Below are 23228 nucleotides of genomic sequence, written 5' to 3' on the forward strand. Positions count from 1 at the left end.
CCATGGGGTGGAGCACGAGTGAGCTCGCCGTGATGGCGGGGACGACGGTGAACACCATCCGTCACTACCACCGGGTCGGCCTGCTCGACCAGCCGGAACGCCGGGCCAACGGCTACAAGCAGTACCAGGCGCGGCACCTGGCAAGGGTCCTCCAGATCCGCCGGTTGCGCGAGCTCGGGGTACCGCTGGCCCGGGTGGACCGGATGGGGCCCGCCGATTCCGCGGACGCCCTGCGGGCCCTGGACGCCGAACTCAAGGCCGGTATCGAGCGCCTGCGTCGGGCACGGGAGGAGGTGGCGGCGCTGCTGCGCGAGGGCACACCGACCGACGTCCCGGCGGGGTTCGAGGGCGTGGCCGAACGGCTGAGCGACGCCGACCGTGCGGTCATCGCGATCTCCAGCAGGTTCTACGACGAGAGCGCGGTGGCGGACCTGCGGAGCATGATCGACGCGGAACCCACCGACCTCGACCACGAGATGAACGCCCTGCCGCCGGACGCGAGCGCGGACGCGCGTCAGCGTCTGGCGGAGCGGGTGGCGGTGATCCTGGAGGGGCACCGGAGGAACCACCCCTGGTTGAGCGACCCGGGCTCGCGGCTGACGATGCCCCGGGCCGTGGTCGAGAAGGCCGCGATGATGTCCGTGGCCGACCTCTACAACGAGGCGCAGCGGGACGTCATGCGCCGGGCCCTCCTCATCCTGGAGGGGGACCCGGAGTAGGGGCGGGACGTGTGCGCCCCGCCCCCGTCGGTCAGCCGAGTTCCTTGATCTGCACGTCGCGGAACCACACGTCGGAACCGGTGTGGTGGTTCTGCAGGCCGATCCGGCCGGTCAGGTCCCGGTCGGGGTCGGCGCCCTCGCTGTCGAAGTCGTTGACCAGCGTCCCGTTGAGGTACACCCGCACCCGGTGGTCCTCGACGACGATCTCGTAGGTGTTCCACTCACCGGGCGGGTTGAGGGCCTCGTCACGGGCCTCGATGTCGGCGCCCTGGAAGTTGTAGATGGCGCCGGTGGTGAGGTGGGGCTCGTCGGTGGCGTCGATCTGGACCTCGAAGCCCCGGTTGCGGGCGGCCGGGTCGCCCTGCGGGTCGTTGACCCCGAGGTGCACGCCCGAGTTGTCGTCCCCGCCCATCTTCCAGTCCAGGGTCAGGCTGTAGTCGGTGAACTCCTCCGGATAGCTGGTGAAGCCCAGACCGCCGACGGAGCGCATCGTGCAGTCGCCCTGGGAGACGAAGTCGCCGGGACCGGCCATCTCCCAGTCGGCCAGGCTCTCGGGGGTGCCGTCGAACAGCATCCGGTACCCCTCGTCGGGCGCGGCCGGGGCGCAGGGCTCCTGCTGGACGCGCAGGTGGTCCCAGTTCACGTGCCGGTCGTCGTCCTCACCGGCGGTGACCGTGATCGTGTTGGACCCCTCCCGGAGGTCGAGCTGTTCCACGTGGTCGGCCCAGGCCTGCCAGACCTCGGTGGTCTCGACCGTGATCTGTCCCAGGTCCTCGCCGTTGACGTCCAACGAGATGGTCTTGGGCCCGACGAACGGGTTGGGGCCGCTGGAGTAGCGGAAGGTCACGGGGTGGGTTCCCGCCTCATCCACGTGGACGTCCCAGGTCAGGGAGGCGCCGATGTTGCTGAAGCCGTCCACGAAGCCCTCGCCGGTGTGGTGCGGGTGCTCGTCGGCGATGCCCGCGCCGCCGCGCAGCGTGCCGTCCTCGGCCTCGTACAGGCCGATCTCGTTGGGCGGCGCCTCGTAGCCGGGGATGCCGTGCACGGTGTACCAGGCCTCGGTGCTCCAGAGCTCGGTGCCGTCGGCGGCCTCGAACGGGCGGGGCGAGCGGACGTGCACCACCCGGTCCTCGCGCAGGCCGCCGATGTCCAGGCTGACCGTGTGCCCGTCGTCGGATACGGAAGCGCCGGTGACGGGGAGGGTCTCCTGGTTGCGCTTGGGGCCGCCGTACTGCGAGGTCGGGTTGTACGACCACTGGGCCACGTCGTAGCGTTCGGCGGCGTTCTCGACCACGTCGTCGGAGACGGGCTTGGTGTAGGTGAGGTCGAACCCGGTCTCGGTGATCTCCATGGACAGGATGTCCATGGCGTCCTCGGAGGCGGGCGTCAGCTTCTGGAGGCCGTAGGGGTGCTTGCCCGGCTGCTCCCAGTTGCCGCCGCCACCGATGCCGCCGACGTAGAAGGCTCCGTCCGGGCCGACGGCCAGGCGGCTGACCCCGGACTCCAGGCCCTGGGTCATCCGGAACACGGCGCCCTGCTTCCTGCCGTCGACCTCCTCCAGGAAGGCCCGCTGGATCCCGCCGTAGGTGACGTCACCGAAGACCGTCTGGCCCTCGAACACCCCGGACTCCACCAGCACCGGGTTGGTGGGGGAGTTGGAGATCTCGTTGTGCGGCAGCCACAGGACGGGCTGGGTGACCGGCTGGTCGTCGAAGGGCCCCGCCGGGGTCGTGTAGTGGTTGTAGAAGGCGCCCTCCTCGATCTCGACGATCTTGGACGCGGGCAGCCAGTCGCCCTGGTTGTCGGCCACGAGGATCCCGCCGTCGGGGCCCCAGCCGATGCCGTTGGGGGTGCGCAGGCCGCCGGCGACGTACTCCACCTCGCCGGTGTCCTTGTCCACCTTGATGGAGGTGCCCCGGTTCTCCACGTGCTGGGGGACCGTGGTCCTGCCGCCGGGGGTGATGGCCACCGACAGGTTCAGGTAGTAGTGGTCGTCGTCGGACAGGAGCCCGAACCCGAACTCGTGGTAGGTCCCGCCGCTCGGCCAGGTGGCGATCTGCTCGGTGTCCTCGTAGTAGCCGTCACCGTCGGCGTCGACCAGTCGGCTCAGCTGGTGCTTCTCCGCGACGATCACCTCGCCGTCCTCGACCAGCACCCCCTGGGGCTCGTTCATGTCGGTCGCGACCACCTCGGTGGTGACGTTCCCGGGGTCGGCGTCCTCCCCGACCGTGCCGTCGACCACCTCGACGGCGCCGTCGAAGCTCTCCCGCCCCGCCCAGGTGGTGATGACCATCCGGCCGTCGTCGAACCAGTCCATGCCGGTGACCTTCGGCTCGAAGCCCTCCGGTCGCAGGTCGGTCAGGGTGTAGTTCGGGTGCACGTCGGCCAGGGGCGCCCCGTCGCCGGGGCTCATACCGGCGTCCGAACACACCTTCACCCCGGGCGAGGTCACCCGGGTCACGTCCGCGTCGGTGGTGAGCACGTCCTCGGGGACGAGTACGAAGCCGTCCTGACCGGGCGGGCTCCACTCCAGCCGCAGCGCCTTGTCGAAGGCCCCCTGGAAGTAGTCGATGCGCAGGGCGTGCGCGCCCTCGGTGAGCTCGGCCGTCCCGTCGACGGCGGTCGGCGGCTGGCGCTGGTCGTTCTCGATGATCTCCTCGCCGTCGAGGTACAGGCGTGAACCGTCGTCGCTGATCAGGCGGAAGTCGTAGGTCCCGTCCTCGGGGACGTGCAGGTTGCCGATCACGTGCGCCATGAAGTTGTTGGCGATGCCGCCGAACTCCTCCGTGGTCTCGTAGTCGACGGTCTCGCGCAGGACGTCGACGTTGGGGGTCTGCCCCTCGACCAGGGTGCAGATCTGCTCGGGCTCGAAGCCGACGTCGAAGACCCGGAGGGTGACCCCGGGCTCCTGTGGAGGTAGGTCGGCGGGGAAGGCCAGCGCCGGGGCGGCTGGGAGGAAGGCCCCGGCGACCAGGGCGAACCCCAGGGTCGTCGCCAGGGAGCGGCGTGGTCTCAGGAACATGAACAGACTCCCTCGTGCGGGTCGGGTGAGTGCTGAACTCGGTGTGGCCGCGGAGGGGGGGAGGGGGCCGCGGGCACGGCAGGGGCAGGGCGAAGTGCGCGGGGAAGGGCGCGCCTGCCTGACGGTCGGGGGGTGGCGGAGCGGCGGTGCCCGGGACTGGGGGCGGAGGCGGCTGCCGGGGCCGGGGTGCGGGTGCTCGGGCGGGGTGGAACGAGGGGTGGAACGAGGGCGGGGGATGACCGGCGTCCCGGTCATCCCCCGCCTCACTCGGCTGGCTCGGTTCTCTCGTACTTGTCGAGGCGTCCGCACATGCCCCAGGCCGGGACGGCTCCGCCCCGGTGGACGGACGCGGAGACCAGGTGGGAGGTGTCGCCCTCCGCGAGCGCGTCGAGGTGGGCGGCGGTGCGGGCGACCTCGGCGGCCGGTCCGTGCTCGAACCGGGTCCGCCAGGCGGGCAGGCGGGCGGAGACCAGGCGCAGGGCGGCGGTGTGGAGGTCGGTCAGTGCGGAGGTGTCGCCGGACTCCAGGCGCTTCCGCAGCAGGGTGAAGCCGGAGACCGCGAGTTCGCGCCGCTCACGGGCCGAGCCCTCGGGGTCGGCGGGGTCGAGGGCGGCCGCCCTCGCGTAGGCGGCCGGGTCGGCCAGGACGTCGGAGGGGAAGGTGAGGACGGCGTCCCCGGCCTCGGGCAGGCCCGCGTTCTGCATGAGGACGATCATGCGCAGGTCGCCGTGGTTGACGAGGCGGTGCACGGTTCCGGGGGTGAACCAGAGGAGGTCGCCCTCGGTGAGCGGTGTGGACGCGAAGCCGGTCATGGTCAGGGTCTGCACGGCACCCGAGCCGCCGGTCACCGCGTACGCCTCGGTGCAGGCCAGGTGGAGGTGGGGGGAGCCGCCGCACAGGTCGTCGCTCCCCGGTGCGGCTGGCCAGTCGTAGACGCGCAGTCCGGACAGCCCGATCCCTCCGGGCAGCGCGGGGAGGCCGTGTGGCGGTGTCGGGGCGTCAGGGCTGTTCGGCTGGGGTAACGGGCTCACCACGGCTCCCGGGGCGCAGGGGGGGAAAGCGCTTTCTATGCCGAGAAAGTACGTTCGCCTCCCGCCCGTTGTCAAGGTCCCCAAGAGCATCAGACCGCCGCCTGCGCCGGGCGGGGAACTTCGCCATACTGCTGGGAACGCCTCCCCGGGCGGCGCAGGCGGCGGCGCGGTCGGGAGGCTCCGGAACGGGGGACCAGGGCGGAGATGGCGACCACACTCGCTGACGTGGCGCGGCGGGCCGGGGTGTCACCGGCCACGGTGTCCCGGGTCCTCAACGGCAACTACCCCGTGGCCCGGGCGACGGCCGAACGGGTCCACCGGGCCGTCACCGAGCTGGACTACGTGGTCAACGGCAACGCCCGTGCCCTGGCGGCGGCCAGCTCCGACCTGATCGGCGTCCTGGTGCACGACGTCGCGGACCCGTTCTTCGGGGTCATCGCCAGCGGCATCCAGGGGGCCATGGCCGAGGGCGACGTCCTGGCGGTCGTGTGCAACACCGCGAGCTCCGCCGAACGCGAGCTGCGCTACCTCAGGCTCCTCCGCAGACAGCGGGCCAGGGCCGTGGTGCTCACCGGGGGATCGGTCAACGACCCCGGCCACCGTGACGCCCTCGTCGACCAGGTCACCGAGTTCACCTCCGCCGGATCGCGCGTCGTCCTGTGCGGGCGCCCGCTCCTGACCGGTCGCGACGGAGAACGGTTGCCGGGGGTGGTCGCGGTCGACTTCGACAACCGCGAGGGCGCCCGCGGTCTCACCGCGCACCTGGTCGCCTCGGGGCACCGCGCCATCGGGTACCTCACCGGTCCGGAGCACCGCACCACCTCGCGGCTGCGGCTGGACGGCCACCTCCGGGCCCTGGCGGACGCCGGGCTGACGGGGGAGAGCTGTCCCGTGGTGACCTGCGACTTCGACCGCGAGTCCGGGCGGGCCGGGGTGGCGGAGCTGCTGCGTCGCGCACCCGGGCTCACGGCGGTGGTCGCGGGGAACGACAACGCGGCGCTCGGCGCCCTCGCGGAACTGCGCTCGCGCGGGCTGGACGTTCCCGGGGACGTCTCGGTGGCCGGGTTCGACGACCTCCCGTTCAGTCGCGACGCCGTTCCGGCGCTGACCACCGTCCGCATTCCGCTGGCCGACGCGGGCCGCACCAGCGGCCTGCTCGCGCTGGGCGCCCGCGAGGATCCGCCCGGCGCGGTCCTGACCGTGCGCACCGAGCTGGTCGTGCGCGACTCCACCGGACCGGCCCCCGGATGAGCCCCCGCTGAGGGGGCGTGCCGCCTGCGGGCCCCGCACTGGGGCCCCACAGGGGCCGGGTGGGGGCGCGCCGCGAGGGCGACCTGGCCCGCGAAAGGTCGAACGCCTGGTCAGGGTTGCCGGAGGCGGGGAGGGCTCCCGGTCGGGTGCGGTGTGGGCCGTCCGGCCGGCTCACCTCGCGAGCGGTGGGCAGGAGTCGCGCAGGATGACCTGGCCCGGCACGCAGACGTCCTCGGTGAGCGGGGCCGTGGGGTCCAGGGCGAGGTCGGCGGCCTGGCGCCCTATGGCGGCGAGCGGGAAGCGCACGGTCGTGAGCTGGGGGGTGACGTCGGCGGCGGTCTCGATGTCGTTGAACCCCGTGACGGCGACGTCGCGGCCCGGCTGGATGCCGTTGTCGCGCAGGGCGGTCATCGCGCCGACCGCCATGAAGTCGTTGCCCGCGCACAACACGTCCACCTCCCTGATCCGGCCGGACCGGATGAGCCGGAGGGTGGCCCGGTAGCCGCCGGAGCGGTCGAAGGAGTCGTTCTCGACCACGGAGATCCCGCCGCCCCGGGTCGCGAGTCCCTGCCGCAGGCCCTCCGTCCGCTCGGCCACGGTCTCCAGGGACCCCGCGCCCGTGACCATCGCGGCGTCGCGGTACCCGATCCCGGCGATCGCGGTGCCGAGCTCCCTGGCCCCGGCGGTGTTGGCGGGGTGCACGGCGCCGAGGCCTCCCACCGACTGGCTCAGGAAGAGGGTCCGCCCGCCGCCGTCCGCGAATCCCCGCAGCTCCGCGAGGAGCGCGTCGGTGTGGGGGTTGCCCGCGATGCGGCTGCCGCCCACGAGGATGGCGCGCGGCCGCTGGCCCCGGATCGTGCGCACGGAGGTGAGCTCACGTTCGCTGTCGCGCGCCGTGATGGCGATGGTCACGATCACCCCGTGGGCGCGGGCGGAGTCCGCGACCCCGGCGGCCAGGGCGGAGAAGTACGGGTCGTCGATACTGCTGACGAGCAGGGCCAGCACCGGGGCGCTGCCCCGGGCCATGGCCTGCGCGGACAGGTCCGTCCGGTAGTCGAGTTCGCGGGCGGCGCTCAGGACCCGCTCGCGGTGTTCGCGGCCGACCTTGCGGTCGCTGTCGTTGAGTACCCGGGAGGCCGTCGCCAGGGACACACCGGCCCTCGCGGCCACGTCGGTGAGGGTCGGGTTTCCGCTGGATGCCCTGGTCCTCGTCTTGCGCATTTTCCGTCCCGTCCCTCGTGGGGGCATTGACACCCCACCTACGCGAACTTAATATTCCGGAAACGGGAAAGCGCTATCCCGCTTCCGGATCGTCTGGGTAAGCGCTTTCCATCATAGCCGAGGCTTCTTCCGCCATCCCCCGAAGTGCGACACGAGGTCCGTATGACTCCACAGACTCAGTCCGCCCCAGCCCCCTCGCCCACGCAGGCCTCCGCGGGGACGCGCCGTGGACGTCGCCCCTCGATCGGGGCGGCGGCGGTCTACCCCGCCACGTTCCTCGCCCTGCTGGTGGTGGCCTGGTTCGCGGTCACGACCACGGGCCTGGTCCAGCCCTACGTCATCCCGTCGCCCGTCGACACCTGGAAAGCGTTTACCGACAACCCCGAGTACCTCTGGAGCCACACGCTCGTCACCACGGGGGAGACCGTCGCCGGGTTCGTCATCGCGTCGGTGGTCGGCGTCCTCGTCGCGGTGCTGATGGTCTACTCGCCCACTCTGGAGAAGACCTTCTACCCGCTGATCCTCTTCGCCCAGGTCATCCCGAAGATCGCGATCGCGCCGCTGTTCGTCGTGTGGCTGGGGTTCGGCGCCAGCCCGAAGATCCTCGTGGCCGTGCTCATGGCCTTCTTCCCGGTGGTGATCTCCGGGATCAGCGGCCTGCGCTCGGTCGACCCCGAACTCCTCGAACTCACCTCCACCATGGGCGCGTCCCGGCTCAAGACGTTCTGGAAGGTCCGGTTCCCGGCCGCCCTGCCCGAGCTGCTGTCCGGCCTCAAGATCGCCGCGACCCTCGCCGTCACCGGCGCCGTCGTGGGCGAGTTCGTGGGCGCCAACTCCGGCCTGGGCTTCGTGATCCTCCAGGCCAACGGCAACATCGACACCGCCATGCTCTTCGCCGCGCTGATCATCATGTCCGCGCTGGGCGTCCTGCTGTTCGCGATCATCCAGGTCGCGGAGACGCTCCTCATCCCCTGGCACGCCACGCGCCGCAACCGGGGCTGAACCCCCGAACCCGACCCGCGCCCGCGCCGCTCACGGCGCCCGTCGCCCGCACACCCCACCGCACACCCGAAAGCCCGGACCCCCGGGCCACCCAGGCTCCACGCCTGCCCAGCAGCTCCCGGAACTCCCGAAGGACCCCTCATGGCCACCCGACCCTCCCGCACCACGCGGTACGGCACCACCTCGCGTCCGGCCCTGACCGCCCTCGCCGCCGGGGCGAGCGCCCTGGCCCTCGTCGCCTGCGGCGGCGGGGACGGCGAGACGGCCGGATCCGGCGACACCGACGCCGTGACGCTGCAGCTCAACTGGTACCCCTACGGCGAACACGCCCCCTTCTACTACGGCGTGGAGGAGGGGATCTTCGAGGAACACGGGATCGATCTCACGATCGAGGCCGGGCAGGGTTCGGCCCGGACCGTGCAGGCCGTCGGCCAGCAGGACTTCGACTTCGGCTGGGCGGACACCCCCGCGCTGCTCGCCAACGTGGACGAGGGCGTGGACGTGCGCTCCGTGGCCGTCTACCTCCAGTCCACGCCCGCCGCCGTGCAGTACTTCTCCGAGACCGGCATCTCCGGGCCCGACGACCTCAGGGGCAGGACCATCGCGGTCTCCGCCGGAGACGCGGTCACCCTCACCTTCCCCCTGTACCTGGAGGCGGTGGGCCTCTCCGAGGACGACGTCGAGCAGCAGAACCTGGACTCGGCGGGCAAGAACGCGGCCCTCATCTCCGGCCAGGTGGACGCCCTGATCGGCTTCGGCCACGACCAGGGCCCCAAGATCTCCGCCGAGAGCGGCAAGGAGGTCGACTACCTCCGCTACGCCGACGCCGGGCTGAGCTTCTTCAGCAACGGGCTGCTCGCCCACAGCTCCACGATCGCGGACGACCCCGACCTGGTCCAGCGCATGGTCGCGGCGACCACGGCGGCCTTCACCGCCGCCCAGGAGTCGCCGGAGGACGCGGTCGCCTCCATGGAGGGGCAGAACCCGCAGATGCCCAGCGGCGAGGTGCTCCTGGAGCAGTGGCAGGGGACCGTCGAACTCCTCCACACCCAGAACAGCGAGGGCCTGGAGCCCGGCCACACCTCGGAGGAGGACTGGCGGGAGACCATCGAGGTCCTCGCGGAGGCCGGGCTGATCAACGAGGCCAAGGAGACCGGAACCTACTTCGACGCCTCCTTCACCACGGAAGGACAGTGAGCATGTTCGCCAGGACAGCCGACCGCGCCCAGGACGGCGCCGGGGCCGGACCGCCCCGCGAACCGGGCCCGATGGTCGACATCCACGGGGTCGACGTCACCTTCCGGACCAAGGACCGCACGGTGCACGCGCTCAGCGGCATCGACCTCACCATCCAGCACGGCGAGTTCCTCAGCATCGCGGGCCCGTCCGGATGCGGGAAGTCCACCCTCCTACGGGTGATCGCCGGGCTCACCGCGACCAGCGCGGGCGGGGTGACGCTGCGCGGGACGCCCGTGGAGGGGCCCCGCCGCGACGTCGGGTTCGTCTTCCAGCGGGCGGCGCTCCTGGACTGGCGCAACGCCCGCGACAACATCCTCTTCCAGGCGGAGATGCGCGGGCTGCCCAAGGCGTGGGCGCGCGAACGCACCGACGAGCTCATGGAGATGACCGGCCTGACCGGCTTCGAGAAGGCCATGCCCTTCGAGCTGTCCGGCGGCATGCAGCAGCGCGTCTCCCTGTGCCGCGCCCTCCTGCACGAACCCGACGTGCTGCTCATGGACGAGCCCTTCGGCGCCCTCGACGCGCTGACCAGGGAGAACATGAACGTGGAGCTCCGCCGGATCTGGGAGGCCACCGGCATGACGGTGGTGTTGGTGACCCACTCGGTGGCCGAGGCCGTGTACCTGGCCTCCCGCTCCGTGGTCATGGGGCCGCGCCCCGGCCGCGTGATCGAGGAGTTCGACATCGCCATCCCCGGCCACCGCGAGTACGAACCCACCCTGGAGAACCCCGAGTTCCAGCGCGTGACCGCCCGGATCCGCGAACTCCTGGGCTCCACCGCCACCGCCGACTGACCCCGAGCCACGGTCGACCGACCGCAACTGGACAGGACCTGCACGACATGACGACACAGACGATCGGGATCATCCTCAACGGTGTCACCGGCCGCATGGGCTACCGCCAGCACCTGGTGCGGTCCATCCTGGCCATCCGGGACGAGGGCGGGCTCGCCCTGCCCGACGGCTCCCGGGTACCGATCCGCCCCGTCCTCGTGGGGCGCGACAAGGAGAAGCTCGACCGCATCGCCCTGCGGCACGGCGTCGACGAGTACACCACGGACCTCGACGCGGCGCTGTCCGACGACGGGCTGGACGTCTACGCCGACTTCCTGCTCACCAGCGCCCGGGTCCCCGCCCTGCGCAGGGCCATCGCGGCGGGGAAGGCGATCTACAGCGAGAAGCCGACCGCCGAGACCCACGCGGAGGCGGAGGAGCTGGCCCGTGAGGTGGAGCGCGCGGGCCTGCACAACGGCGTGGTGCACGACAAGCTGTACCTGCCGGGGCTGCTGAAGCTGAGGCGGCTGGTCGAGTCCGGCTTCTTCGGCCGCGTCCTCTCGGTGCGCGGGGAGTTCGGCTACTGGGTGTTCGAGGGCGGGTGGCAGCCCGCCCAGCGCCCCAGCTGGAACTACCGCAAGGAGGACGGCGGCGGGATCGTGGTGGACATGTTCCCGCACTGGAACTACGTCTTCGAGCACCTCTTCGGGCCGGTGCGCTCGGTGTACGCGCACACCGCCACGCACATCCCGGAGCGGGTCGACGAGCACGGAGCCGCCTACACCGCGACCGCCGATGACGCCGCGTACGCGATCTTCGAGGTGGGCGAGGGCACCGTGGTCCAGATGAACTCCAGCTGGTGCGTGCGGGTGGACCGCGACGAACTGGTGGAGTTCCAGGTGGACGGCACGCACGGCTCCGCGGTGGTGGGGCTGTTCAACGGGCGGGTGCAGACCCGTGAGACCACGCCCCGCCCGGTGTGGAACCCCGACCTCGCGGACGCCCACGACTACCGGGCGGACTGGAGCCGCGTGCCCGACAACGCGGAGTTCGGCAACGGCTTCCGCGCGCAGTGGGAGGAGTACCTGCGCGACCTCGTGGCGGGACGGCCGCACCGGTTCGACTTCGCGTCGGCCGCGCGCGGGGTGCTGCTCGCTGAGCGGGGCCTGGAGTCCGCCGCCACGGGCCGCCGGATCGCGCTCGGCGGGGACGCGGAGGCGCGGTCATGACGGGTGCCCCGAACCCGGCGGATCCGTCGGCCGAGTCGGTGGACCCGGCGGACCCGCCCCGGGTGCTGCTGCCGCGCGCCTCGGGCCGCGTCGACCGACTGACCCTCGCGGCCGCGCCGGAGCCGGTCGCCCCGCGCGGACACCACCGGGTGCGGTCGGTCTACGCCGCCGCCCACGTGGTGCCCGTGCCCTGGGGAGCCAACGTGCCCGGCGCCCCCGCCGAGGTGGACTGGGATTCCACCCTGGGGTTCCGACGACGGGTGTGGGGGCTGGGCCTCGGCGTAGCGGAGGCGATGGACACCGCCCAGCGGAACATGGGACTCGACTACGCCGCCACCCGTGAACTGGTGGAACGCACGGCGCGCGCCGCCACGGAGTTCGGTCGGGAGCACGGGGTGCCCACCCGCGACCTCGTCGTCTCGGGGGTCAACACCGACCAGCTCCCGGACGCCCCGGTCAGTCTCGCCGGGGTGGTAAGCGCTTACCGGTCGCAGCTCGAACACGTGGAGTCCACCGGCTCCGGGGTCGTGCTCATGGCCAGCAGGCACCTGGCGGCGGCCGCCCGCGACGCCGCCGACTACGCGAAGGTCTACGCGGAGGTGCTCGGGGCCGCGCGGACCCCGGTGGTCCTGCACTGGCTGGGCGAGGCCTTCGACGCCCGCCTGTCCGGGTACTTCGGGTCACGGGACACGGCCGAGGCCATGGACACCGTGGTGGGCCTCATCGAGGACCACGCGGACATGATCGCCGGGATCAAGCTCTCCTTGCTCGACGCGGCGGCCGAGCGCTCCCTGCGCTCCCGGCTGCCGGACGGGGTGCGCATGTACACGGGCGACGACTACAACTACGTGGACCTGATCCTCGGTGACGGCGAACACCACTCCGACGCCCTGCTGGGCGCGTTCGCCGCCGTCACCCCGCAGGCGTCGGCGGCGCTGACCGCGCTGGAGTCCGGAGACACCGCCGCCTACCGGCGGGTGCTCGGACCCACCGAGGAACTGTCCCGGCAGGTCTTCGCGCCGCCCACCCAGTACTACAAGACGGGGGTGGCCTTCCTGGCCTGGCTCAACGGGCTCCAGCCGGGGTGGTCGATGGTGGGCGGGCTGCACTCGGCCCGGAGCCTGCCGCACCTGTCCCGGGTGATCGAACTGGCCGACGCGTGCGGTGCGCTCGCGGACCCCGCGCTCGCCGCGCGGAGGTGGCGGAACCTGCTGATGACACACGGTGTGACCGAGGAGAGGGAGGCGCGGACGTGAGTGCCGTTCGGACGGGCACGGAGCGGTTCTCGCTCAACCAGGCCACCATCAAGCGGGCCGACCTGGCGGCCACGATCGACCACGCCGTGGCCGCCGGGGTCGGGGCGGTGGGACTGTGGCGCGACCGGGTCGCGGAGACGGGCCTGGCCGAGGCCGCCGCCCGCCTGACCGACTCCGGGCTGCGCTTCTCCAGCCTGTGCCGGGGCGGGTTCGTCACGGATCCGGGCACCGCCGACGAACAGTGGAGGGAGAACCTCCGGGCGCTGGACGAGACCGCCGCGCTGGCCGAGGCCGGGGCCCCGGGGTCGGCCCCGGTGCTCGTGCTGGTCGTCGGCGGGCTGCCGCCAGGGGACCGCGACCTCGCGGCGGCCCGTGAGCGGGTCCGGGCGGCGCTGCACCGCCTCGAACCGGAGGCCCGGGCGCGTGGGGTGCGCCTGGGCGTCGAACCGATGCACCCCATGTTCTGCGCCGACCGCGCGGTGGTCTCCACCCTCGGGCAGGCCCTCGACCTGGTCGGCGACCTCGACCCGGAGACGGTCGGGGTGGTCGTGGACACCTACCACGTGTGGTGGGACCCGCAGGTGCTGCCGATGATCGCGCGCGCCGGTGCGGAGGGCCGGATCGTCTCCTACCAGGTGTGCGACTGGCTCACCCCGCTGCCCGAGGGCGCGCTCCTGGGGCGGGGGCTGCCGGGCGAGGGGCACGTCGACTTCGCGTCCCTGACCCGCGCGGTGGAGGCGACCGGGTACCGGGGGGACGTCGAGATCGAGGTGTTCCACCAGCGGGTGTGGGACGCGCCCTTCGCGGACGTGGTCCGGGACTGCGTCCGCGCCTTCGGTGAGGTCATCGCCCCCCACCTCGCCCAGCCCGCCTTGCGGACCTGACCCGTCCGGCGCCGACCTCCCGGGGGTCGGCGCCGGACCCCGCTGACCCCCGCGTCACCCTCCCCGGCGAGCACACTCCGTCACCCCCCGAAGGAGCAGCGACGATGCGAGGCGCCGATCCCGTGTCCCCCCACCCGAGACCAGCCGGACCACCCGTGCCGAGGACCGCGGCGGCGGCCACCGCCTGCGTGCTCCTCGCCTCCCTCATGTCGGCGGCACCCGTCACGGCGTCGGAGGGCCCCACCACCGGTCCGCCCGACGCGGCGGCCGACGGCTTCCGGCCCCTGGCGGTCTTCGACGACTACGCCAACGGCAGCCTGCGCGGCCAAGGCCCCTGGCACGTCAACACCCCCGGAGCCCCGGACGGCGCGGTGGTCTCCGAGGAGGCACCGGCCTCGCTCTCCGGCAAGGCGCTGAGCATCCTGCTGTCCGAACGCCCCGAGCCGGTCCGGTACCGGGGCAACGCCTACGCCGAACTCGGTGACCTGGCCCTGGAGGCGGACGCCACCGGCACCGTCTTCTGGGAGTTCGTCGCGGACGACCTCGCGGCCACCGGGCTCGACATCGGGCTGAGCGCCAACCCCACGCCGGGGCTGGGCGCCGACACCACGGGCCACCCCTTCGACCCGGACGACTTCGGCCCGCACGTCACCCTGGACGAACGCGGCCTCGTGGCACGGGACGGGGACGGGGAACAGGTCCTCGACACCGAGATCGCGGACGGTGAGCGCCACGCGGTGTGGCTGGTCGTGGACAACGCGGCCGACACCTACCGGGTGCACGTCGCGGACGCGGGCGGCGAACCCGCGCCGGCCCGGGGCCCGGACGGCGACACCGAGTTCGCCTTCCGCACCGCGGGGGAGGGCCCGCTTCTCACGTTCCTCCTGCTCAACGACGCCGACGAGCCGCCCTCGGGCGACACCCACCTCGACAACGTCCACCTGGCCCCCGAGACGGACTCCACGGCCAACCCCGCGCCGGAGTACGCCGAGGTGGTCGACTTCGACGACTACGACGCGGCGGCGCTCGACGGCCAGGACGGCTGGCGCGCCGACGCCGACGCGCGGGTCGTGCCCGACCCCACGCGGCCCTCGGAGGACCGCCGGGTCCTGGAGATGACCGGCGACGGCCTGGCCGCCGACCGGGCGGTGCCGGAGATCGCGGACGGGGCGACCGGAACGCTGTTCTTCCGCATGCACCGGGACGCCGACCTGGACACCTCCCTGGGCCTCACCGAGGTGGCGGCCCCGAGCGGCTTCGACGACATGCGGGCGCAGGCCAACAGCCAGAACTCCGACGTGCTCAACGTCCGGGACGGCGACACCTTCGCCGAGGCCGGATCCTGGCCGTCCGGCGCCTGGCAGTGCGTGTGGATGGTGGTGGACAACGGCGCCGACACCGTGCGCGCCTACAGCAGGGGCGGCCCGTACCGCACCACGACCCGGCTGCCCGTGGGGGAGGAGACGGAGTTCGCCCTCCGCGAGTCGGTCGAGGACGGACTGGACCGGTTCTTCGCCCTCAACGGGGCGGACAGCGCCGGACGCCTGCTCGTGGACGACGTGGCCGTGGACCCGCACAGCGCGAACCTGCGCGTGCCCAGCGGCGACGCGGGCGACTGCGAGGTCGTGGACGACGGCGAGGGGCCGGTGGAGACGCCGATCCCCGAGACCCCGCTGCCCTCCGGGGTCACCCTCCAGGTGGAGGAGCTCACCCGGCTGCCCGAGACCGACGGCGACGGCGGCGCGCGGATCAACTTCGTCTCCGAGGTCCCCGGGCCGGACGGCGGATCGGGGCGCCTGGCCGTCCCCGACCTCAACGGCCCGCTCTACCTGGTGGACGAGGAGACCGGCGCGGCCACCGAGTACCTGAACGCCTGGGACGAGTTCCCCGACTTCGTCATCCGGCCCTCACTCGGCACCGGGCTGGGCTTCGCCGCCTTCCACCCCGGGTTCGCGGAGAACGGCCGCCTCTACACCGTGCACACCGAGGCCGGAGCGGCGCTGGAGACCCGGACGCCCACGCACGCGCCGCCCGAGGACACCCGGGTGCACGGCGTCGTCACGGAGTGGACCGCCGACGACCCGGCCGCCGACGTCTTCTCCGGTGAACGCCGCGAGGTCCTGCGGATCGGGTACAGCCGGTTCCTGCACGGGATGCAGCAGATCGGCTTCGACCCGACCGCCGCGCCGGGCGACCCCGACCACGGGCTGCTCTACGTGGCCTCCGGGGACGGGGACGAGGTGCCCGACTTCAGCCCGAACCCGCTGGACCCCGGCCAGCCCCAGGGGAAGGTCCTGCGGATCGACCCCGAGGGGGACGACGGTCCCGGCGGCGCCTACGGCATCCCGGGCGACAACCCGTTCGCGGACGGCCCCGACGCCCTGGGCGAGGTCTACGGCCTGGGTATGCGCAACCCGCACCGGTTCACCTGGGACCCGGAGGACGGGCGGATGTTCGTCGGGATGATCGGTGAACAGTCCATCGACTCCGTCTACGAACTCAGGCCGGGAGACGACTTCGGGTGGAACGAGCGGGAGGGCGGGTTCCGCTTCGACCGGTCCGACCCGTCCAACGTCTACCCGCTGCCGGAGGACGACGCGGAGTACGGCTACACCTATCCCGTGGTGTCCCTGGGCCGGAACTCCGGGGTGTCGCTGGTCGGCGGGTTCGTCCCGAGGGGCGGCCCGTACCCGGCCCTGGAGGGCCGGTACCTCTTCGGTGACATCGTCAGCGGCGAGATCCGGTTCGCGGACACCGCCGACATGGCGCGGGGAGGCGACCGGGCGCCGTTCTACCGGGTGGGCCTGGTGGACGCGGCCGGTCAGCCCACCGACATGCGGGAACTGGCGGGCGACTCCCGGGTGGACCTGCGGTTCGGGCAGGACGCGGAGGGCGGCCTGTACCTGCTGTCCAAGGCCAACGGGAAGGTCTGGCGGATCACCGCCGCCACCGAGGAGTAGGCGGACCCCGCCGCTCCCCCCGGTACCGACCCCTCCGGCCCGACCTGCACTCGGGCCGGAGGGGTCCTCTTCCCTTCGGCGTGTGCCACGCGCCGCGTGGTGCGTCGCGCGTCGGCGGAGGTCAGTCGCTCGGGGTCCGGGGGAGCACCACCGTCCGGGGGCCCGGGTAGACCACCCGCTCCTCGCCGTCGGCGAAGCGGACGAGGTAGGGCGGACCGTCGTCCGCCCCGAGGACGTCGATGATCTCGGCCTCGTGCTCGCCCTTGGAACTGGTCACCCCGTGTGTGTGCAGCTGGTCTCCGACGGTGGCGCGCATCCGTACTCCCCACGGTTCGACGACCGGCCTCCCCCAGGCTGGTCACAGTCGGGTGGTACCCGCTCACAACCCCGGACGAACCAGGTCCACCTGGGGAAACACCGCCGCATTCGGGTGAACGGTGACACATGGGGGAGGGGGCCACCCGGGCGTGGGGACCGGCGGGCCCCTCGCATAATGAACGGGTGGACAAACTCTCCCCGATCATCGCGTTCGTCGTCTTCATGGGTGTGTTCGTGCTGTCACGGACCCCGATCCGGGACTTCCTGGAGTCCTGGGTCGCCCTGGAGGGGGTGATTCTCGGCCTGGCCTCCCTCGTGGCCTCGATGGGCGTCGCCGCCCTCGCCGCCGGGGCGGTGCTCTACGTGTCCCGGCTGATCACCGGGGAGTAGCTCGACCGCCGTACGCCCGCGCCCCCGTCTCCCCGCACGTCCCCGTGTGACCGTCAGGCCGGGGTCGGGAGGGGGCAGGAGGCGTTCGCGCGGAGCCGGGCCCGCAACGCGACGACCAGCAGGACGAGCCCGGCGACGGCGAGGAACGGCTGGATCGGCGCGAACCAGGCCATCGCGCCGCTGGTGCCCAGCGCCAGCAGGACGATCTTGTTGCAGACCGGGCAGCCGATCGCGAACCAGGCGAGCAGCCCGCCGCCGAGTCCCCGCCGCCCGCCCGGGCCCTCGGAGCCCTCCGGGACGGGTCGGGTGTACGTGGCCAGAAGCAGCCCGGACAGCACGGAGGTGGCCACCCAGACGGGGTGGGACCACCAGGTGGGTTCGATCTCACGGGCGAAGATCCCGTTCGGGATGAGCACCGCCGGCAGGCCGAGGACCAGCAGCGTCAGCGCCGTCCCTGCCGCGGCGGTCGCCCACTGGCGGGTTCCCCAGTCGCGCATGGTCCGTCCTTCCGGGAGAGTGGGCGCGGGGGTCGGCGCACGGCACGCCCCACGCGGTTTCTATGGAGCATAGAGTACTCTCTATCTGTCATAGAAAGCGGGGGGAGCGGCATGTCGAAGGACGCCAGGAAGCCACAGGACTCGGGCCGGAAGGGTGCGGGGACCAAGGGAGCGGCCACACGCAGGGGCACCGGGAAGGGCGGGATGTCGCCGCTGCTGATCGGCGGGGCCGTCACGGTCGCCCTGGTCGTCGCCGTGGTCATCGGACTGCGCATGGAGGGCGGCGGAGAGGAACAGGGGACCCCCGACGCGGCCTCGGCGGTCGACCACATCGACGCCGAACAACGCGAGTGGGGCCAGGCCCTGGCCCGCCGTAACGCCGACGACCCGATGGCCCTGGGCAGCGAGGACGCCCCCGTGGTCCTGGTCGCCTACTCGGACTTCGCCTGCCCCTACTGCGCCTCCTGGGCGCAGGAGACCCAGCCCGAACTGATCGAGCGGTACGTGGACTCCGGTGACCTGCGGATCGAGTGGCGGGAGTTCCCCTACCTGGGCGACCTGTCCACCGACCTCTCCCTCGGGGCTGCCGCCGCCGGGAAGCAGGAGGCGTTCTGGGAGTACCAGGAGGCGGTGTTCGCCAAGCAGGACGAGCTCAAGTCCGCCGACGACCCAAACGGGATCCTCGACGGGATCGTCGCGGACCTCGGGCTCGACGCCGGCCGGTTCCAGGAGGACATGGAATCCGAGCGGACCAGCATCGAGGTCGGCCACGACTTCATGGAGGGCCAGCAGATCGGGGTGAGCGCCACCCCCGCCTTCATCGTCAACGGTGACCCGATCATGGGCGCGCAGCCCCTGGACGTGTTCGTCCAGAGCGTCGACACCGCCCTCGCCGCGGCCGGGGAGTGACCGCCATGGACATCGGATTCGTCGCCGCCGTCCTCGGCGGACTGCTCGCCCTGCTCAGTCCGTGCAGCGCCCTGCTGCTGCCGTCGTTCTTCGCCTACGCCTTCCGCGACACCGGGCAGCTCCTGCTGCGCACGGGCGTCTTCTACGTGGGGCTCTGCCTGACCCTGGTGCCGCTCGGCGCCGGTTCGGCCATGGTGAGCGTCCTCTTCTACGGGCACCGCGACCTCCTCATCTCGGTGGCGGGCGGCCTGATCATCGCCTTCGGCGTCGCGCAGATCCTCGGGCTCGGCTTCACCTGGGGCGTCCTGGCGCGGGCGCAGAACCGCTTCGCCGGAGGCCGGGGCAACCTGTCCGTCCTGGGGCTGGGCGCCGTCTACGGGCTGGCCGGGTTCTGCTCGGGACCGATCCTCGGCGCGGTCCTCACCGTGGCGGCGACCGGGACCCCCGTCCGGGGCATGTTCCTGATGGCCGCCTACGCGCTGGGCATGGTCCTGCCGATGTTCTTCCTGGCGCTGCTCTGGGACCACTTCGACCTGGGCGGACGGCAGTGGCTGCGCGGCCGCACCGTCGAGCTGGGCCCGCTCCGCACCCACACGACGGCCCTGCTGTCCGGCGCCCTCTTCGTGGGGATCGGCGTGCTGTTCGTGGTCTTCGACGGCACCGCCTCGATGACCTCGCTCCCCGGCTTCGACCGGATGGCGGAGGCCGCCGACCGCGCCCAGGGCGAGTTCGCGCGGCTGGGGACCAGCACCGACCTCATCGCCCTGGTGGCGCTGGCCGTCGTGGTCGCCCTCGTGGCGGTCACCGCCGTCCGCTCCCGGCGCCGGAACCGCGACGAGGAGGAGACCACCGAGGGGGAGACCGCCGAGGACGGGACCGGGGAAGGGGAGATCACCGAGGCGGCGGGAGCCGAGGAAGCCGAGGAGCACGGCTCCCCGAACCCCGGACGGGCGACCGGGCGTGCGGAGTAGCGCGCGGGAGCACACGGGGCGGTCCGTCGCTCTGGCGGCCCTCCTCCTGGTGGTGGCCTGCGCTCCGCGACCGGACGGAACGCCCGGCGTGGAACCGCGCGACACCCCGGCCGTACCCCCGCCCGCCGTCACCGGCCCCCTCCCGCACCCCCTGGAGGGGGCGGCCCTGTGGACGGCGCCCTTCTCCTCCGAGCCCAGGGCGGCGGGCTCCTCCTTCGTGGGGGTGTCCCAGGACAGGGCCGGAGGTCCGCTCCACTTCCTCGGCGTGGACCGGGACGGGGTCACCCGCTGGGCCACCGAACGGGACCCCAGCTGCACCGGTTTCACGGTCACGCGCGCCGAGGAGGGCGGGGACGAGTTCGTCGTGCTGCTGGACCGCGAACCCGACCCCGAGGGCGGCGTCCTCGCCCACGTGACCACCGCCTCCGCCCACGACCCCGACACCGGGGAGCTCCGGTGGGGACCGACCGAGGTCCCAGGGACGCTGGTCGGACCGGGGCTGGTGTTCGCCGCCGTGTCGGGCAGCGTCATGACCGAGGAGACCGGCCCCAGGACGGCGCTGGCGGCGGCCACGGGAGAGGTCGTCGCCGACGAGGACGACGGGGACGCCGTCCTGCACGAACACCACGGCACGCTGCTGCTGCACCGGGACGGCGCGCTGCGGGCCGTCGGGCCCGACGGGGAGGGGCTGTGGACCCACGCCGACCTCGCGGTCCCCGACCGTCTGGGCGACCGGCCGGTCGCGGTCGGGTACGGACCCCGGCCCTCCAGCGACTCCGGTGCCGCCGTCGTCCTGGAGTGGACGGCCGACCCCGACGAGGCCGGAGCGGACGAGGACCGGGAGGCGCTGCTGTACACGGTGCACCACCTCCGGACCGGTGAACGCCTGCTGACCCTCGATCCCGGCACCCGCCCCCGCCTGCTCGGAGACGGCCGGGGCCGCACGGTGGTCCTCGGAGCCCCGGCCGGGGGAGGGGAGGCCCGGCTGTACGGCCTGGCCGCCACCGAGCCCGCTCCGGTCTGGGAGCTGCCCGCCCTCCCGGCCGAACGGCTCGCCGGTCTGGTCGGCGGCACCCTCTACACGGACGTCCCCGAGGGCGGGACCGGGCGCGTGGTCGACGCGGCCACCGGGGACGTCGCCGCCGGGCTCGGCGGGGAGACCGCGGACCGGATCCCGGTGGCCGCGCTCCCCGGCGGTCCCGCCATCATGCCGGTCCCCGAGGACGGGGGCAGTGTGCTCGCCGCGCTGCCCGTCCGCTGAACGGGGCCCGGGGTTGCCTATTCTTGGACGGAGAAGCGCATGACGAACGGTGGGCCATGAGAAACACGGTTCCGGGGCTCGGGTCACTGGAGTCCGCGGTGATGGCGGTCCTGTGGGCCGCCGACCGCCCCCTGAGCGTGCGCGAGGTGGTGGACGACCTGGCCGACCGCGAACCGGCCTACACCACCATCTCCACGGTCCTGGAGAACCTGCGCCGCAAGGACTGGGTCGACCGGGAACGCACCGGCCGCCTGTGGTTCTACCGCGCGCTGCGCGACCGGGCCTCGTACGCGGCCGACCGCATGCACGGGGCCCTCGACGACAGTGGGGACTCCCAGGTGGCCCTGCTGCGGTTCGTGGACCGGATGGATCCGCGCGACCTCGACCTCCTCCGCGACCTGCTCGCCGACATCCCCCGGCCGGAGGACGACCCGTGACCTGGTCCGTGGTGGCCCTGGCGGCGGTCCTGCTGTGGAGCACGGCGGGGCCCCGGGTCCTGCGCGCGTTCCAGGAGGGGCTCGGCGCCAGCGCCAGGGCCATGCTCGCGCTCTGGACACTCACCACGGTCGTGTGGCTGCTGGCCTCCGCCGTCCTCCTCGCCACCCTGGCCACACGGGTGATGGGCCCGGGGGTGAAGGCCTTCGTCGCCGCGTGCGTGGACCTCTACCAGGCCGTCCAGCAGAACGGTGCGGAGAGCGGGGTGGCGGTCGCCGGACTGCTCGGCGCCCTCGGCCTGGCCCGCCTCGCGTGGACGGCCGCGCGCCGCGGCCGGAGCCGACGCGCCTGGACCCGGGAACACGGCCGGGCCCTCGCGGCCGTCGGTGACCGCCGCGTCCTCCACCTGAACCGGGTCTGGCTGGTGGAGGATCCCGAACCCGCCGCCTACTGCCTGCCCGGACGCCGCTTCGGGATCGTGGTCACCCGGGGCGCGCTCGACCGGCTGACCGGACCCGAACTCCGCGCGGTCCTCGCCCACGAGCGGGCCCACCTGAACGGCCGCCACCACCTCCTGGTCACCTGGACCAGGCTGCTGGACACCGCCTTCCCCGGTGTCCCGCTGCTGCGCGCGGCCGCCCGGGAGGTCCCCGAACTCGTGGAGTGGGTGGCCGACGACCACGCCGCCCGTGAGGCGGGGCCGCACGCCCTCGCCCACGCCCTGGGGATCATGGCCGGGGGCCGGGGACCCGAACCGGCGCTGTCGGTGACCGGTGCCTGCCCGGTGCGCCGGGTGCGCCGACAGGTGCGCCCCGCCCGGGCGACCGCGGGACCGGGTACCTACCTCTTCGCCGCGCTGGTGGTGGTCCTGCCGCTGGTGCTCACGGTGCTGGCCACCGCGCTGAACGTCGCCGTCCCGCACTGCGACTGCGTGGGCTGAGCGCCGGGGGAGCGGCCCCGCGCGCGACCCGTCCCGACCAGACACGGCCATCGGCATCCGTGGCGCCGCCGGGGCCGTTGGGTCATGCTGGGGTCGTGCAGAGCGAGATCGAGGACGTGTACCGGGTGTTCGCGCGCTACCCCCGACCCGAGAGGGTCGAGGGGTGCCAGCACTGCGTCACCGAGGACGACCACCGTGACCTGCTCGGGGCTCCGCTGCGGGAGCTGGACGCCGAGCGGCTGCGCCGGTACTCCCACAAGGCCCTGAACACGTGGGGCGACGTGGACGACCTGCGCCACTTCCTGCCCCGGCTGCTGGAGCTCTCCCTCCGGGGCGACGCCGACCTCCACGGGCTCTTCGCCAAACTCGGTCAGGCCGGGTGGACCGACTGGCCCGAGGACGAACGCGCGTCGCTGCGGGCCTGCCTGTCCGTCTGGTGGGAGCTCGGTCTCACCGAGGAGGAGCGCGGGCACGCGCCGTGGACGACGCTCGCGGAGTCGGGGGAGGACCCCGGCCCGTACCTGGAGTCGTGGTGGGGCCGGAGCACCCCGAGGGCGCTGTGGACCCTGGTCGAGCTGGTGGGCGAGGTCGCGCACACCGCGCCCCGGGACCGCGACGAGCGCGTGGTCGCCTGGTTGGCGACCACCCGGGGATGGATGGAGGAGGCGTTCTTCGAGGTGTCGGAGACCGGCCGGGTGGAGCTCGCCGAGGCCCTCTCGGAGGCCCGCCAACTCCTGGACCTGGTCACCCTTGACGACGCGGTCGCCGGAACCGGCGGCCCGGACCCGGGCGGATCCGGAACCGACGGGTCGGCGGACCCGCGCTGAGCGGGTGGTCAGCGGACGGCCGTTGCGACGGCGCCCCTCCTGTCACGGGCACCGAGATGTCGCACCGGGGGGCGTGGGCAGGTGGCGCGGACC

21 protein-coding genes are annotated in these 23228 nt (G+C 73.1%); 16 read left to right on the forward strand and 5 right to left on the reverse strand.

What is annotated here, in order from left to right; genetic code table 11:
* Positions 1–2 precede the first annotated feature (2 nt).
* Positions 3–719: a MerR family transcriptional regulator gene (locus AC0VYM_RS02925; RefSeq protein ID WP_475458636.1), complete on the forward strand. Its 717-nt coding sequence runs from the start codon at positions 3–5 to the stop codon at positions 717–719.
* Between the two features lie 31 nt (positions 720–750).
* Here AC0VYM_RS02925 and AC0VYM_RS02930 read toward each other — a convergent pair whose 3' ends face one another.
* Together AC0VYM_RS02930 and AC0VYM_RS02935 are read right to left on the reverse strand one after the other, a co-directional pair.
* Complete coding sequence (locus AC0VYM_RS02930) at positions 751–3741, reverse strand: 3-keto-alpha-glucoside-1,2-lyase-like domain-containing protein (protein ID WP_475458638.1); 2991 nt, start codon at positions 3739–3741, stop codon at positions 751–753.
* Between the two features lie 263 nt (positions 3742–4004).
* Positions 4005–4772, reverse strand: a complete 768-nt coding sequence (locus tag AC0VYM_RS02935) for a cupin domain-containing protein (protein ID WP_475458640.1) — start codon at positions 4770–4772, stop codon at positions 4005–4007.
* A gap of 204 nt (positions 4773–4976) precedes the next feature.
* On the opposite strand from AC0VYM_RS02935, the gene AC0VYM_RS02940 reads away from it, so the two are divergent.
* The gene (locus AC0VYM_RS02940) at positions 4977–6023 is read left to right on the forward strand and encodes a LacI family DNA-binding transcriptional regulator (RefSeq protein WP_475458643.1); all 1047 of its coding nucleotides are present in this window, start codon (positions 4977–4979) and stop codon (positions 6021–6023) included.
* 171 nt (positions 6024–6194) lie between these two features.
* Here AC0VYM_RS02940 and AC0VYM_RS02945 read toward each other — a convergent pair whose 3' ends face one another.
* The gene (locus AC0VYM_RS02945) at positions 6195–7244 is read right to left on the reverse strand and encodes a LacI family DNA-binding transcriptional regulator (RefSeq protein WP_475458645.1); all 1050 of its coding nucleotides are present in this window, start codon (positions 7242–7244) and stop codon (positions 6195–6197) included.
* 162 nt (positions 7245–7406) lie between these two features.
* On the opposite strand from AC0VYM_RS02945, the gene AC0VYM_RS02950 reads away from it, so the two are divergent.
* The 7 genes from AC0VYM_RS02950 (at position 7407) to AC0VYM_RS02980 (ending at position 16587) form a co-directional block, all read left to right on the forward strand.
* The gene (locus tag AC0VYM_RS02950; RefSeq protein ID WP_475458647.1) at positions 7407–8246 is read left to right on the forward strand and encodes an ABC transporter permease; all 840 of its coding nucleotides are present in this window, start codon (positions 7407–7409) and stop codon (positions 8244–8246) included.
* A 141-nt stretch (positions 8247–8387) separates the two neighbouring features.
* Positions 8388–9443 (forward strand): ABC transporter substrate-binding protein, encoded by a 1056-nt coding sequence (locus AC0VYM_RS02955; RefSeq protein ID WP_475458650.1) that lies wholly within the window; start codon positions 8388–8390, stop codon positions 9441–9443.
* A gap of 2 nt (positions 9444–9445) precedes the next feature.
* Positions 9446–10279, forward strand: coding sequence for an ABC transporter ATP-binding protein (locus AC0VYM_RS02960; RefSeq protein WP_475458652.1), 834 nt, complete (start codon positions 9446–9448; stop codon positions 10277–10279).
* Positions 10280–10326: 47 nt separating this feature from the next.
* The gene (locus tag AC0VYM_RS02965) at positions 10327–11487 is read left to right on the forward strand and encodes a Gfo/Idh/MocA family protein (RefSeq protein WP_475458654.1); all 1161 of its coding nucleotides are present in this window, start codon (positions 10327–10329) and stop codon (positions 11485–11487) included.
* Positions 11484–12743: a dihydrodipicolinate synthase family protein gene (locus tag AC0VYM_RS02970; protein WP_475458656.1), complete on the forward strand. Its 1260-nt coding sequence runs from the start codon at positions 11484–11486 to the stop codon at positions 12741–12743. The genes AC0VYM_RS02965 and AC0VYM_RS02970 overlap by 4 nt, the downstream gene beginning before the upstream one ends.
* The gene (locus tag AC0VYM_RS02975; RefSeq protein ID WP_475458658.1) at positions 12740–13627 is read left to right on the forward strand and encodes a sugar phosphate isomerase/epimerase family protein; all 888 of its coding nucleotides are present in this window, start codon (positions 12740–12742) and stop codon (positions 13625–13627) included. Before AC0VYM_RS02970 ends, AC0VYM_RS02975 begins: the two co-directional genes overlap by 4 nt.
* A gap of 155 nt (positions 13628–13782) precedes the next feature.
* Positions 13783–16587, forward strand: a complete 2805-nt coding sequence (locus AC0VYM_RS02980; RefSeq protein WP_475458661.1) for a PQQ-dependent sugar dehydrogenase — start codon at positions 13783–13785, stop codon at positions 16585–16587.
* Positions 16588–16708: 121 nt separating this feature from the next.
* Here the strand turns inward: AC0VYM_RS02980 and AC0VYM_RS02985 are convergent, their stop codons facing one another.
* Positions 16709–16903, reverse strand: coding sequence for a DUF1918 domain-containing protein (locus tag AC0VYM_RS02985; protein WP_475458663.1), 195 nt, complete (start codon positions 16901–16903; stop codon positions 16709–16711).
* 185 nt (positions 16904–17088) lie between these two features.
* Between AC0VYM_RS02985 and AC0VYM_RS02990 the strand changes: the two genes are divergently transcribed.
* Positions 17089–17295 (forward strand): hypothetical protein, encoded by a 207-nt coding sequence (locus AC0VYM_RS02990; RefSeq protein ID WP_475458665.1) that lies wholly within the window; start codon positions 17089–17091, stop codon positions 17293–17295.
* A gap of 53 nt (positions 17296–17348) precedes the next feature.
* Here the strand turns inward: AC0VYM_RS02990 and AC0VYM_RS02995 are convergent, their stop codons facing one another.
* On the reverse strand, positions 17349–17792 hold the full coding sequence (locus AC0VYM_RS02995; RefSeq protein WP_475458668.1) for a hypothetical protein: 444 nt from the start codon (positions 17790–17792) through the stop codon (positions 17349–17351).
* 204 nt (positions 17793–17996) lie between these two features.
* Between AC0VYM_RS02995 and AC0VYM_RS03000 the strand changes: the two genes are divergently transcribed.
* From AC0VYM_RS03000 to AC0VYM_RS03025, 6 genes are all read left to right on the forward strand, one after another.
* Positions 17997–18701 (forward strand): DsbA family protein, encoded by a 705-nt coding sequence (locus AC0VYM_RS03000; RefSeq protein WP_475458670.1) that lies wholly within the window; start codon positions 17997–17999, stop codon positions 18699–18701.
* A 5-nt stretch (positions 18702–18706) separates the two neighbouring features.
* On the forward strand, positions 18707–19672 hold the full coding sequence (locus AC0VYM_RS03005; protein WP_475458672.1) for a cytochrome c biogenesis CcdA family protein: 966 nt from the start codon (positions 18707–18709) through the stop codon (positions 19670–19672).
* Positions 19662–20933 carry a PQQ-binding-like beta-propeller repeat protein gene (locus AC0VYM_RS03010; protein WP_475458674.1) on the forward strand — a complete coding sequence of 424 codons (1272 nt, stop codon included), beginning with the start codon at positions 19662–19664 and terminating at the stop codon, positions 20931–20933. Before AC0VYM_RS03005 ends, AC0VYM_RS03010 begins: the two co-directional genes overlap by 11 nt.
* Before the next feature lie 56 nt (positions 20934–20989).
* Positions 20990–21370, forward strand: coding sequence for a BlaI/MecI/CopY family transcriptional regulator (locus AC0VYM_RS03015; protein ID WP_475458677.1), 381 nt, complete (start codon positions 20990–20992; stop codon positions 21368–21370).
* Complete coding sequence (locus AC0VYM_RS03020) at positions 21367–22308, forward strand: M56 family metallopeptidase (protein ID WP_475458679.1); 942 nt, start codon at positions 21367–21369, stop codon at positions 22306–22308. The genes AC0VYM_RS03015 and AC0VYM_RS03020 overlap by 4 nt, the downstream gene beginning before the upstream one ends.
* A gap of 95 nt (positions 22309–22403) precedes the next feature.
* Positions 22404–23135, forward strand: coding sequence for a hypothetical protein (locus AC0VYM_RS03025; RefSeq protein WP_475458682.1), 732 nt, complete (start codon positions 22404–22406; stop codon positions 23133–23135).
* Positions 23136–23228 lie beyond the last annotated feature (93 nt).

Source organism: Nocardiopsis sp. iso_237 (genome assembly GCF_056173345.1).

Bases quoted from the DNA above. Each gene is read 5' to 3' on its own strand.
- AC0VYM_RS02925 (WP_475458636.1), top strand. From the start codon at position 3: ATGGGGTGGAGCACGAGTGAGCTCGCCGTGATGGCGGGGACGACGGTG.
- AC0VYM_RS02930 (WP_475458638.1), bottom strand. From the start codon at position 3,741: ATGTTCCTGAGACCACGCCGCTCCCTGGCGACGACCCTGGGGTTCGCC.
- AC0VYM_RS02940 (WP_475458643.1), top strand. From the start codon at position 4,977: ATGGCGACCACACTCGCTGACGTGGCGCGGCGGGCCGGGGTGTCACCG.
- AC0VYM_RS02945 (WP_475458645.1), bottom strand. From the start codon at position 7,244: ATGCGCAAGACGAGGACCAGGGCATCCAGCGGAAACCCGACCCTCACC.
- AC0VYM_RS02950 (WP_475458647.1), top strand. From the start codon at position 7,407: ATGACTCCACAGACTCAGTCCGCCCCAGCCCCCTCGCCCACGCAGGCC.
- AC0VYM_RS02955 (WP_475458650.1), top strand. From the start codon at position 8,388: ATGGCCACCCGACCCTCCCGCACCACGCGGTACGGCACCACCTCGCGT.
- AC0VYM_RS02960 (WP_475458652.1), top strand. From the start codon at position 9,446: ATGTTCGCCAGGACAGCCGACCGCGCCCAGGACGGCGCCGGGGCCGGA.
- AC0VYM_RS02965 (WP_475458654.1), top strand. From the start codon at position 10,327: ATGACGACACAGACGATCGGGATCATCCTCAACGGTGTCACCGGCCGC.
- AC0VYM_RS02970 (WP_475458656.1), top strand. From the start codon at position 11,484: ATGACGGGTGCCCCGAACCCGGCGGATCCGTCGGCCGAGTCGGTGGAC.
- AC0VYM_RS02985 (WP_475458663.1), bottom strand. From the start codon at position 16,903: ATGCGCGCCACCGTCGGAGACCAGCTGCACACACACGGGGTGACCAGT.
- AC0VYM_RS02995 (WP_475458668.1), bottom strand. From the start codon at position 17,792: ATGCGCGACTGGGGAACCCGCCAGTGGGCGACCGCCGCGGCAGGGACG.
- AC0VYM_RS03000 (WP_475458670.1), top strand. From the start codon at position 17,997: ATGTCGCCGCTGCTGATCGGCGGGGCCGTCACGGTCGCCCTGGTCGTC.
- AC0VYM_RS03005 (WP_475458672.1), top strand. From the start codon at position 18,707: ATGGACATCGGATTCGTCGCCGCCGTCCTCGGCGGACTGCTCGCCCTG.
- AC0VYM_RS03015 (WP_475458677.1), top strand. From the start codon at position 20,990: ATGAGAAACACGGTTCCGGGGCTCGGGTCACTGGAGTCCGCGGTGATG.